Genomic DNA, 11,158 nt, shown 5'->3' with positions numbered 1-11,158 from the left:
GGGGTTGCATGCCCATCACATCCGGCATTGGGAAGACGGTGGCTTGACCGAGTTGGACAACCTGGTGCTGGTCTGTCCTCATCATCACCGGCTGCATCACCGCGGGGTCATCACCATCACCGGACCCGCCGACCAGCTGACAGTGACCGACAGCGTCGGGCGTGAACTGGAACCGGGGTCACTGGCCCGGCCCCCGACCCAATCCCCACCCGCAGTCGCGCCCTACCAGGGACCACCCGGGGAACGCGCCCAATGGAAGTGGTACACACCCTTCCAACCTCCACCACCCACCACCAACTAGGTCGCCCCGCGGGGAGCGCTCCCCTCAGCGTTGGGTCCTACCTTCAAAATGGTTGGCGCATAAGGGGATTCTGCAACCTGCCGGGACACGCGGCACGATGCGACCCCTTTCGTAGACGACGATGTGGCTTTCCGAACGTGGGCCTGTCCACCGGTCGTCGATCCGGCCTCGGTGGTTCGCGCGGCGACGTAGCATTCGCTGGTGAGCTTTGTCGTCGCGTCGGAGGCCTACGGACGTTTCATGGGCCGGTATGCCGAGCCGCTCGCGGAGGCCTTTGTGGCATTTGCCGGGGTTGGTGTCGGCGACAAAGTGCTCGACGTCGGTTGTGGGCCGGGGGCGCTGACGGCGCGCTTGCGGTCGGTCGGAGCCGACATCGCGGCGATCGACCCTTCACCGCCCTTCATCGACGCGATCCGTAGGAGCTTCCCTGACGTTGACGTGCGTCAAGGCACGGCAGAGGAATTACCCTACGACTCTGCCGCTTTCGACGCTGCTCTCGCGCAGTTGGTGGTGCACTTCATGACGGATCCGGTTGCCGGCCTCAGACAGATGTCGCGTGTGACTCGGCCCGGCGGTGTCGTCGCAGCATGTGTGTGGGACGGGCCGACCGGTGCGCTTGCGCCGTTCTGGGATGCGGTGCACGTGGTCGATCCCGAAGCTGAGGATGAAGCGTTACTCTCCGGGGCGCGAAGCGGACACCTGACTGAGCTGTTCGAAGCTGCCGGCTTGCGTGATGTGGTCGAAGATTCGATTGCGGTCGATGTTGTGCACCCGACGTTTGAGCAGTGGTGGGAGCCGTACACCTACGGTGTAGGTCCTGCTGGGGACTACGTCCAGCAACTCGATGACGAAGGTCGCGCCCGTCTCGAATCAGCGGCCCGCGAGCGTCTTGGTAAGGGGCCGTTCACCGTTACCGCTGTCGCGTGGGCCGCCCGCGGGACGGCGTAACGGCCACATCCTTCGGGCCGCGGCGAATACTGCCCGCATCGGCGGGGCTGAACGTCGGAGCTATGCGGCGCGCGCGGCCAGGGCGGCGTAGGGGCGCGTCTGCGCGGTGCCGGACCGCCGGCAGCGCTCGGTCTCGGCGAACCCTGCCGCAGACAGCATCCGGGACATCTCGTCGACGGGCCAGCGATAGGCGGGTGCCACCTTGTGGTCGAAGCGCTCCACGCAGGCGCCCTCGAAGAAACCCACGACGAGCATTCCGCCTCGGCGCACCACCCGCCGGAATTCGGTGAGGACATCCGTCAGTTCGGCCGGCTCGCAGTGGATCAACGAGAACCAGGCCAGGATGGCGCCGAGTGAACGGTCGGGCATGTCGAGGGTGTGCACCGAGCCCACCGCGAAGTCGACCCCGGGCCAGTTCGCGCGAGCGTTGCCGATGAACTCGGGAACGAGGTCGACGCCCTGGACGGTCAGTCCGAGGCCCGTCAGATAGGCGGCCAGGTGCCCGGGCCCGCAGCCCGCGTCCAGGACCGTGCCGTCGCTGTCGCCAAGATTGCGTTCGAGGAAGCTGAGGTCCTGAGGAGCCACCCGGTCCACGGCGCCGAACATCCGGATGTACAGGTCAGCCACCTCGGTATAGCGCTGTCCGACATCGACTTCCGGCACGGTGCACAGTGTAGGGCGCCGGTTTCGTGCGGTGAAGCGCCCCGACGGGTCGTGGGCAACGGCGGGGCGACGCCTCCATGGCTGCGGAGCTCTTTGAGCGAAGGGGACCGCGTCGTGGCAGTCGCCGTCAGCGTGGCTTCAACCTGAAGATCGGAATCTGCCGGCCGGAGTCTGCTGTCTTGTCCCGGTAGTCGGCGTATCCCTCGTAGACCCGCTCGGCCAGTTGGTACAGCCGCGAGTATTCGCCGGGATCGGTGACCTGTTCCGCGGTGAACGGCTCCCGGCCGAAGTCGCATTCCGGATGAGCCTTCAGGTTGTAGTACCACTGCGGGTGGGTGCTGCCGCCGAAGTTCGACGCGACCAGGATGACGTCGTGGCCGTCGTGAAAATAGGTGAGCTGGACTTCGCGTGGCTTGCCCGATTTCGCGCCGACGGTGCGCAGCGGCGCGTTGACGATCGGTCCCATGTTCACCCGCCCGCCGGTGAGGCGGAACAGCATCGGGTCGGTGCGGCGGGCGATGTGACGCGCGATGAACTGTCCCACCCTGGATCGCCCGAAGCGGACGCCTTGCTGGTAACGGCTTCCGCGTCGGCGGTGGGGGTCGACGTAGCGCAGTGGCATCCCCGCAACCTACCCGGCGGTGCCTGCGCTCAATCGGTAGTCATCAGCGTCGGCTCAGCCACGACGCGCGCCGGCGCGGCAGCCGTCGCCGCACCGAGCGTTCCAGTCGGCCGGCGGCCAGTAGTGCGATCAACCCGACCGCCTGCCTGCCGAGTGCAGCACTGCTGGTGCGCTGTTTCCAGGTCGGGGATCGTCGATCCACGCGGCGACCGAGTTGGTAACCGACGCACAGCGCCGCCACCAGAGCGGCCACCACCGCAAGCGCAGACATGGGCTCGAGCATTCACCGGCGGGGTCGCAGGGAGGTCACGGGCGCGCGTCCATTCAGGCAGCTGGCTTAGCGCCCGGTTCCCGCGCCTCCACCCGGCAAATTCCATCCGCGCACGTTAACGTAATGTACTGCTACAGATGCGACGACGATTCGTGGACTTCAAGGGTGCATGGTGATGACGGAAGTTGTGGGTGGTGCCGACGACAGCGAGTCGGTCGGTGAGGACTACTCCGAGGTTCGGTATCTACATCCCAAGCCGACAGCGCCGAAGACGTACGGATTCAACGAGTTGCTGTCCCGCCTCGTCGGCTACCGCCTGCAGTCGGTGCAGTTCATCGGCAGCTACGTTCAGCTTGGCTTCGATCTGGCCGCTTCACCGGATGCGCCGGTGCTGACGTGCGAAGTGATGCCGGTGGTGGACCGGCTCGCCGGTCCGGTCTCCGACCGCGAGCCCGGCTACGCCGACGCCCTTCGGTCTCTGATCGGTGAGCAGGTCGCCGCCACGTCCGAGGCCGCCGGCCAGGGAATTCGCATCGACTTCGGTGCGGCCGCGCTTATGATGCGGCCCGGCGTGGCCGATCTGCGTGGCCCGGTGATCGCGATGCTGTCGGACTTCAGCGACGGCAGCTCGGAAAGCTGGCGGCCTGGCAGCGGCGCCTTCGACTACCTCGTCTAGAGACAGACCGACATCCGCGGCCTAATTCAGCCGGCCCGGTACTCCACGACGGCGTCGCGACTCTGCAGGGATTCGCCGGAGATCACCACCAGTTCGGTCGGTGACAGGCGGTAGGTGGTGCCCTCGTTGCGTGCCTCGAACCCGACAGCCATCGGCCGCACGTCATCGAGTTGCAGCGCCGCCCCGTCCCGCAGGCGGATCCCCTGGTATTCGTAGGACCCGTCGGGCCCCTGGCACACCACCACCGCCGACCGCGCGGTGCGGGCGATGGCGACGGCGCGCGCGGCGGCGTCGCATCGGGCCGCGGTGTTGACGAAGCCTCGCCCGTCCATGGCCAGGGCAGGCGCCTGCGGCCTCGGGGCAACGGGAATCGGCTTGTCGCGCGCAGGCGCGGTGACCCACTGCGACACCGTATTCGGTTGAGCAGGAATCGATTGCACCTGAGGGGCCTCCTTGTCGCCGGCGTTGAGCATCACGAAGACGACGCCGAGTGTCGCGATCGCGGCCACCACGATCGAGATGGCGGAGGCTCTGGCGCTGAACAGGGCTCGGCCGGGCACGTCGTGTGCGGGGGCGTCGTGGTCGGTCGACGTCGGCATGCTGCGCTCCCTTGTTGGGTGCCGAAAGAGGTGCTGTGTGACAGCAAAGCACCGCCGCCTCGGGAAATGCGTGATATCGGCCGGTGTTTCCCCGGCCGGATGCGCGTCCGCCACGTCAGGGCACGACCGACAGCTCCTCGCCGAGGCGGTGGCCCGCGGCCAACGGCAACGTATCACCGCTCCAGAACTTGCCGGGGTCAAACCAGTTGGCGTGCTTCTCGGTCTGCAGCAGGCCCATCTCCTCGTAGGTGATCGCGACAGTCTCGGCGCAGTACGCGGTTTCCAGGCCCACCTTCACCCGTTCGGACTTGCGGCGCTCGACGGATTCGCGAACCCTCTTGTGCACGAACGGTATTCCCCGGGTGAAGTCACTCACGCCCGGAAGTCGGCCGCGCATCCAGCGCCCCGTCAGGCGGGCGGTGGACGGGAACGGGGTGCCGTCCATCCGTGCGATCACCCGCAGCATGCGGTCCTCCTGATCGCGGGTGGCATAGGGCGTGAGTTGCCGCAGCCAGCAACGCTGATCGTAGGTGTGCATCCAGCGTTCGACCGCCTGCCGCAGGTCGTTGAGCTGCACGCCGCGGTGGTGCGTGCCGGTCCACAGGTCGAGCAGCTTGTCGCCCAGCTCGGCGTGCCAGATCAGCGGCGGGAGGTCATCGACGGCGACGGTCATCCCGACATGGTTCACCGGGCTGTTGGTCATCGACTGGATGGCCCGGTCCGGGCCCGAGCGACCCCGGAACAACCAGATGTCACCCGTGCGGGTCTCCTCAAGCGCGCGCTCCAGCGACACCGTGCTTGGTTTCACCCCAGCAGCTTATGCAGACTGATGGGCATGCGTGGGATCTGGAAGTGGGTCGGGCTTGCCGGTGTCGCAGGCGTCGTCGCAGGTGGAGTCCTTGTTGCGCGCGATCAGCGGCGCCGCAACGCCTACACCCCGGACGACATCCGCGCGCGGTTGCATCAGCGGCTCGCCGAGGCCGAACGCACCGAGTAGAGCGTGTGGGATCCAGAGAATCCCTTCAGGTGTGCATCCCTCTCGCCGTCGACCACGATGTCGTCGGCGTCGGTCAGAGCATCGCGCACCGCGCTGCTGACCAGGACTTCTCCACCGTCGGCCTCGGCGGCCACCCGCGCGGCCATCGCCACGTTGCGGCCGAACAGGTCGTCGCCGCGCAGTACCGACTTCCCGACGTGGATACCGATGCGCACGCGAATGCCGTTGGGCCGCTTATCAAGTGAGTGCTGGATGGCGAGGCCGCAGCGGACCGCCTGCTCCGGCCGGGCGAACGCCACCATGAAGCCGTCGCCCTGACTCTTGACGACGTAACCGTCGTGAGCGTCGACATGGCGGCGCACCGACTTGTCGTGCCTGCCGAGGAGCCGGACGAACGCGCGGTCCCCGATGCGTTCGTTGAGTGCGGTCGACTCCTCGATGTCGGAGAACATGATCGCGACCCTGCCGTTGGGGGCCAGCCGCGCCAGATCGGGACGTTCCACCTCGGCCCAGTCGGCGAGCTCCTCGATCGAGGACCGCACCGCGGCCCCGAAGCCGTCCCGGCGCAGGATGTTGGCGGTCTGCCACACCGTCTTGACGGCCTTGGTGCTCCCGGTGACGAGCATCTGACGGGTGTCGAGGCGGCGACGCAGCTCGTCGGCCTCCTGCCGAGCGGTTTTCAGGCGCCGCGACTGCACTGCCAGCGCCACCGCGAGCCCGACAACCACCGCCGCGAGCACCAACAGCGCCATCAGCGTTCCGGTCACCGCTCCAGTATTGGATGCTGGTCACGTGACGATGGCGAAGGCCCCCTATTACGAGAGTCGTTTCATCCGGGCGAACGACCCGGACACCGCCCGCGCGGTGTGGCTGCGCGAGACGCTGCTTCTGCCCACCGTCGGCGAACCGGTCGCCGACGTGTGGGTGATGGTGTTCGATCCGTCCGGTCACCGCGCGGTCAAGCAGCAGTTCACGATCGCCGAGGCCGCGTTCGGCTACGACGACTGGACGGCGCGCATCGCCTCGACGGTGCTCGACGACACCGCCGCCTTCGGCGCCCTGGCCGACGCGCGATGGGACCTTGCGATCACCGCGAGCGGCCAGGAGCCCGTGCGGGTGCTGTCCGACCGCGCGTACCAGGCGCGCTTTCCGACCGCCAAGACGAGCGTCCGCGACCCGTTGGCCCGGTTCGACGGCCATCTGGAGATCTCCGGGCACGGTGTCGACATCGACGGCTGGACGGGCAGCGTCAACCACAACTGGGGCACCCGGCACACCCCGGCGTACGCGTACGGGCAGGTGTGTGGATTCGACAACGCGCCCGAGGCGACGCTGGAGATCGTCACCGCACGTGCGGCCCTGGGGCCGGTGCTGCTGCCGGGGGTGACGCTGTTCGTGTTCCGGCACGAGGGTCAGCAGTTCGCGGTGCGCTCGATCCGGGGCAGTCTGCAGAGCCACGGGCGTTACGCTCCGTTCCGCTGGACGTTCGGGGCGCGGGTGGGCGAGCAGATGATCGAAGGCGAGATCACCACCGTGCCTTCCGATGTCATCGGCCTCACCTACAGCGACACGCACGGCGGCGTGAAATACTGTTACAACTCGGCGATCGCCAGTTGTCGAATACAGGTGGCGGGCAAGGCATTCGAACGTTCGGAGCTGGTGAGTCGACGGGCGATGTTCGAGATTCTCACCGATGACCGGCTCGACTCGGTGCCGCTACTGGCCTAGCTCCACGCTGCGGTCACCGTCGCCATGTCGAAGTAGTCACGCCACGCCGCGATCCGGCCGTCGGTGATCTCGAACACCCCGGCCACCGGCAACGGCAGTTCCCGGCCGTCCTTGAACCGCATCACGTCGGTGCGCTCGTTGAACACCAGGTTGCCCGAGCTGATCTGGCGGTGCACCCGGAAGTCGATGCCGTCGACCATGCTCGTGAACTCGGTGATGAAGGCCGCGATGGCGTCGCGGCCGACCACCGGTGTCATCGGAATATTGTGGTAGACACCATCTTCGGTGAAGTATGCGGCCAACTCCTGCGGATCGGGGGTGGTCCACTTCGCGCAGAACTCGGTCACCACGGCGTCGGGGGTGCGTGTCATGGCTCAAGCAAACCTGACCGCAGGCCGAAACTGAAGATGTTCGCGATGTCCGGTGAAAATCTGACCATCGACTTCAGTTTCGGCTGGGCGGCTGTTACCAACCTTCGGTCAAGACCCGGTCAAGGGTGTCGACGTAGAAGTCGGCTGCTTCGACGTCGATACACAGCGGCGGTTTGGTCTTGAGGATGTTCTGGTGGTCGCCGGTGGGCTGGATGATCACCCCGAGGTCGAGCATCCGGTCGCAGATCGCCGAGGTCTCCGCGGTTGCCGGGGTCAAGGTCTGCGGGTCGCGGATCATCTCGACCCCCAGGTACAGCCCGAACCCGTGCACGGTGCCGACGAGCGGGTGACGTTCCTTCAGCCCTTCCAGCCTGGTCTTGAGGTGAGCGCCGACGCGGCGGGCGTTGTCCTGCAGTCCCTCGTCGCGCAGCACGTCGAGCACCGTCATCCCGATCGCACAGGACAGCGGGCTTCCGCCGGTGGAGGAGAAGAAGTAACCCTGGCTGGAGAACGCCTCGGCCACGGCGCGGGTGGTGATCACCGCTCCCACCGGGTAACCGTTGCCCACGGACTTCGCCACCGACACGATGTCGGGCACCGCATCCTGCTGCTGGAATCCCCAGAACCACTCACCGAGCCGGCCGTAGCCGACCTGGACTTCGTCGGAGATCGCCAGCCCGCCGCCGGCCCGCACCGCCGCGTAAACCTGCTTCAGGTAGCCGTCCGGCAGCGCCATGCCGCCGGCGTTGCCGTACACGCTTTCGCAGATGAACGCCGCCGGCGGTCGTCCCGACATGACCAGCGCCTCGATCTGGGCGACCGCGTCCTCGGCGTAGCGGAATGCCTCCGAGCCGCGGTACTTGCCGCGGAAGCTGTTGGGTGACTCGACGGTGTGCACCCAATCCGGGCGGGTGGCAAGCGCATTGGGGTTGTCGGCGGTCGACGTCGACACCGCGTCGGTGCCGTACGTCCACCCGTGATAGGCCTCACGGACCGCGACCACGTCGCGCCGGCCGGTGGCCGCGGTGGCCAACCTGATCGCCAGGTCGCTGGCCTCCGAGCCGGAGTTGACCAGGAAGACCGTGTCCAGTGGGTCGGGCAGCAGCGCCGCCAGCCGCTCGCTGAATTCGACGACGGCCTCGTAGTTGAACCGGGAATTGGTGTTGAGCCTGCGCAACTGGCGGGCGGCGGTGTCGGCGATTCGCGGGTGTGCGTGCCCGAGCACGGTGACGTTGTTGACCATGTCGAGGTAGCTGCGGCCCGCGGTCGACATCAGGTAATGCCGTCGGCCGCGTTCGATCTGCGGTGGCGTGCGGTAGTAGAACTCCTGGACCGGAGCGAAACTCGCGTCCCGTCGGGAAAGCAGGTCGGCGGCGCCGTCCTGCTCGAGCGGCGCGAGCCCGAGCAGTGGCCTGGGGTCGCGGACCTGTGCGAGCCACCCGGGTGCCAGATCGGCGCGGATGAACGGTGGGGCGACCGGCACACCGACAGGGCGAACGCTCACCTCGATCCGCTCACCGGCCCGGGCACTGGCCAGGACCTCGCCGGCGCACACCGCGGCGCCGCCGGCCGGCGCCGCGCCGACCACGGTCACCTCGAAGTCGTTGCCGCGCAGCGTGATCGATCCCGTGGCATCGGTGACCACCTCGCCGTCCCACGGCGCTGCGATGTCGGTGTCGGCGGCTGTCCACATGCTGATCCCGGTGGCCACCACCTCAGGGCTGTCCTGGCTCAACCTCGGCGCCCGGTCCAGCCTGGCCTCTCCGAAGCGGGTGACCACCACCGTGGCGCCCTGATGCATTGCGGCCCTTGCGGATTCGTCCTCGATATCGGAGCGCATCACCCCGGCGGCGTCGAACGCGTCGTCGTAGACCTCGGATGTGGTGGACAGATCGAGGGTGACCGTAGAGGTCCTGTCCGCGCCGATCAGTTGCGCCTGCACCCGAACCGGCGGCGACGGCTGCGCCATCCCCAGGCCGGCCTTGATCACCGCGGTCATCACATCGATCGGGACCGAGGTGGCGAGGTCGAACATCTGCTGCTCGGCGTCGGATTGTTCGGTGAGGTACTCATTGTCGGGGTCCAGGACGGACTGTTGCGCTCCGCTGACGATCAGCACCGCGGTTCGCAACACCAGCATCGGCCAGAGCGCGTCGGCTTCTGCCACCGACAGCGGACGCACAGCGTGGAACGCGCGGATCGCCGGCAACACCGAAGTGACTTGTGCACCGACGTGTCCCAGTACCGACGAGGCGGTGATCGCCAGCTCGGAGACCGCCCAGGTGTGCGAGAGGTCGCCGAAGTCGATGACCCCGTCGGGGCGGCTGTCCGCCGGGGAGACCACCACGTTCGCGTCGGTCAGGTCGATGTGAGCCGCCTGTCGCGGCAGCGCATCGTCGAGTGGTGCGATCCGCGCCCACGCGTCGCGCGCGGCGGTCTGCAGCCGGCGCCGCAGCGCGGGCTCACCGACGTGCGCACTCAGCTCGCCGACCACATGCATCCCGAACCGCAAGTCCCACTGCAGGATCCGGTCCAGGCCCGGATGGGTGAAATCCGCAAGGGCCCGGCTGACGCGGCCCGCGACATCGCCGAGGCCGGCCACCGAGTCCGGGGTCAGGTAGCCGGACTCCGACACGGTGCCGCCCGGCAGGAATTGCAGCAGTCGCACGAGGGCGGTGCCCTCGAGCACACCGTCGACCGCGGTGCGTGTCTCGCCTGCGGCGTTGGCCAGCGGCACCGCAACCCGCAGACCGGGTTCGGCCTCGGCGATCCGCCGGGCCGCCGCATCCTGGGCGGCCAGTTCCTCGGCGGTGAACGCCGGGTTGGCGATCTTGAGCACCCCGACCACCGCGCCGCCGTCGTCGCGGACCGTGAAGTTCTTGTCCTGCTGGCTTCCCAGCGCGCTCACATGCGCGGCCAGACCGTAGTGTGTGAACAGGATGTCTTGCGCCTGGGCCTCGCTCACCTGCGGGGCGGGCAACTCCTGCTGTTCCAGGAAGTTGAAGCCCGCGGTGGATCGGGTGCTCACCGCAGCACGAACTGGGCGACGACTTCGGAGAACGCGTCGTTGTCGTCCCCGGCGGCGGTGTGCCCCGCACCGGGAAGCTCGACGAACTCGGCGTTGGGCACCTTGGTCAGGAAGTCCTGCACCGCTTCTTCACTCACCACATCGGACAGTTTGCCTCGAATCAGCAGGATCGGAATGGTCAACTCGATCGCGGCCTGCTCGAGCTGTTCGACGCGCACGAACGGGTCTTCGTTCGGTTTGGTCAGGAACGCTGGGTCCCAGTGCCAGTACCAGCGGCCGTGGCGGTGGCGCAGGTTCTTCTTCAGTCCCTCGGGACTGCGCGGCTTCGTCCGGTGCGGCAGGTAGGCGGCCACGGCCTCGGCGGCCTGCTCCAGCGACTCGAAGCCGTGTACGTGGCTGAACATGAACTCGCGGATCCGGGCACTGCCGTCCTTCTCGTAGCGGGGGACGACGTCGACGAGGATGAGGCGGGTGACGAGCTCGGGGCCGGCCTGCCGGGACGCGAGGATGCCGGTGAGCCCGCCCATGCTGGCGCCGATCAGGACTGTCGGACGGCCGATCTGGCGCAGCACCGCGAGCGTGTCGGCGCACAACGCCTCCACGGTGTAGTTGGCATCGGGGGAGCGGTCGCTGTCCCCGTGGCCGCGGCTGTCGAGGGCCACCACGTGCAGGCCCTGGGAAGCCAGGGTCTGGCCGGTCTTCTTCCAGGAGAACCTGTTCTGGCCGCCCCCGTGCAGCATCAGCACCGAGGGGCGCGACGCGTCGAAGTCGCGGCCCGAAGACGCCGCCTCGGCGGGGTTGTTCCACTCGTCGGCGACCAGCGCCAGATCCTCCGCCCCGCGAAACGTCACGGTCGTCGGTTCGCTGCTCACAGTGCTCACAGGCGTCCTCTCGGCTGATCTCCGGGATCACGCTACCCAGGCTGTGGGTTGCGGCGATCTCGGGTCCAGGACC

Annotated in this window: 14 protein-coding genes; 5 read left to right on the top strand and 9 right to left on the bottom strand. The window is 67.8% G+C overall.

The features are described from left to right. Together BN976_RS32590 and BN976_RS11510 are read left to right on the top strand one after the other, a co-directional pair. Positions 1-301 (top strand): HNH endonuclease signature motif containing protein (locus tag BN976_RS32590; protein WP_145977952.1); only part of this gene is annotated, 301 nt, incomplete at its 5' end. Between the two features lie 201 nt (positions 302-502). Further along, positions 503-1,249, top strand: a complete 747-nt coding sequence (locus BN976_RS11510; RefSeq protein ID WP_036370828.1) for a class I SAM-dependent methyltransferase — start codon at positions 503-505, stop codon at positions 1,247-1,249. A 60-nt stretch (positions 1,250-1,309) separates the two neighbouring features. Here the strand turns inward: BN976_RS11510 and BN976_RS11505 are convergent, their stop codons facing one another. The 3 genes from BN976_RS11505 to BN976_RS11495 all read right to left on the bottom strand — a co-directional run bounded on the left by BN976_RS11505 (position 1,310) and on the right by BN976_RS11495 (position 2,805). Beyond that, a complete protein-coding gene (locus BN976_RS11505; protein WP_011781771.1) occupies positions 1,310-1,912 on the bottom strand; it encodes a class I SAM-dependent DNA methyltransferase in 603 nt (200 codons plus the stop codon). A 127-nt stretch (positions 1,913-2,039) separates the two neighbouring features. Beyond that, the gene (locus tag BN976_RS11500) at positions 2,040-2,534 is read right to left on the bottom strand and encodes a nitroreductase/quinone reductase family protein (protein WP_011781770.1); all 495 of its coding nucleotides are present in this window, start codon (positions 2,532-2,534) and stop codon (positions 2,040-2,042) included. 43 nt (positions 2,535-2,577) lie between these two features. Next, entirely contained in the window at positions 2,578-2,805 is a 228-nt protein-coding gene (locus BN976_RS11495) for a hypothetical protein (RefSeq protein ID WP_036371356.1), read from the bottom strand. A gap of 175 nt (positions 2,806-2,980) precedes the next feature. Between BN976_RS11495 and BN976_RS11490 the strand changes: the two genes are divergently transcribed. After that, positions 2,981-3,481 (top strand): hypothetical protein, encoded by a 501-nt coding sequence (locus BN976_RS11490; RefSeq protein ID WP_036371354.1) that lies wholly within the window; start codon positions 2,981-2,983, stop codon positions 3,479-3,481. 26 nt (positions 3,482-3,507) lie between these two features. On the opposite strand, the gene BN976_RS11485 is transcribed toward BN976_RS11490, so the two are convergent. After that, a complete protein-coding gene (locus BN976_RS11485) occupies positions 3,508-4,080 on the bottom strand; it encodes a hypothetical protein (RefSeq protein WP_011781767.1) in 573 nt (190 codons plus the stop codon). 115 nt (positions 4,081-4,195) lie between these two features. Then, positions 4,196-4,873 (bottom strand): guanylate cyclase, encoded by a 678-nt coding sequence (locus BN976_RS11480; protein ID WP_011781766.1) that lies wholly within the window; start codon positions 4,871-4,873, stop codon positions 4,196-4,198. A gap of 42 nt (positions 4,874-4,915) precedes the next feature. Here BN976_RS11480 and BN976_RS33200 point away from each other — a divergent pair, with 42 nt between their 5' ends. Beyond that, positions 4,916-5,077, top strand: a complete 162-nt coding sequence (locus BN976_RS33200) for a hypothetical protein (RefSeq protein ID WP_086008448.1) — start codon at positions 4,916-4,918, stop codon at positions 5,075-5,077. On the opposite strand, the gene BN976_RS11475 is transcribed toward BN976_RS33200, so the two are convergent. Further along, positions 5,044-5,829 carry an adenylate/guanylate cyclase domain-containing protein gene (locus BN976_RS11475; protein ID WP_036371352.1) on the bottom strand — a complete coding sequence of 262 codons (786 nt, stop codon included), beginning with the start codon at positions 5,827-5,829 and terminating at the stop codon, positions 5,044-5,046. The two genes, BN976_RS33200 and BN976_RS11475, sit on opposite strands and share 34 nt — an antisense overlap. Positions 5,830-5,875: 46 nt before the next feature. Between BN976_RS11475 and BN976_RS11470 the strand changes: the two genes are divergently transcribed. Beyond that, positions 5,876-6,805, top strand: coding sequence for a hypothetical protein (locus BN976_RS11470; protein WP_036370826.1), 930 nt, complete (start codon positions 5,876-5,878; stop codon positions 6,803-6,805). Here BN976_RS11470 and BN976_RS11465 read toward each other — a convergent pair. The 3 genes from BN976_RS11465 to BN976_RS11455 form a co-directional block, all read right to left on the bottom strand. After that, on the bottom strand, positions 6,802-7,176 hold the full coding sequence (locus BN976_RS11465; protein ID WP_036370824.1) for a limonene-1,2-epoxide hydrolase family protein: 375 nt from the start codon (positions 7,174-7,176) through the stop codon (positions 6,802-6,804). The genes BN976_RS11470 and BN976_RS11465 overlap by 4 nt on opposite strands. 94 nt (positions 7,177-7,270) lie before the next feature. Further along, positions 7,271-10,204 carry an aminotransferase gene (locus BN976_RS11460; protein WP_036370822.1) on the bottom strand — a complete coding sequence of 978 codons (2,934 nt, stop codon included), beginning with the start codon at positions 10,202-10,204 and terminating at the stop codon, positions 7,271-7,273. Next, positions 10,201-11,085, bottom strand: coding sequence for an alpha/beta fold hydrolase (locus BN976_RS11455; RefSeq protein WP_011781761.1), 885 nt, complete (start codon positions 11,083-11,085; stop codon positions 10,201-10,203). The genes BN976_RS11460 and BN976_RS11455 overlap by 4 nt, the downstream gene beginning before the upstream one ends. Positions 11,086-11,158: the final 73 nt, after the last annotated feature.

It is taken from the genome of Mycolicibacterium austroafricanum (genome assembly GCF_000612725.1).
In the GTDB taxonomy this organism is placed as follows: domain Bacteria; phylum Actinomycetota; class Actinomycetes; order Mycobacteriales; family Mycobacteriaceae; genus Mycobacterium; species Mycobacterium austroafricanum.
Note: the sequence above shows the minus strand (reverse complement) of the source record. Positions and strands in the feature narration are given on the sequence as shown.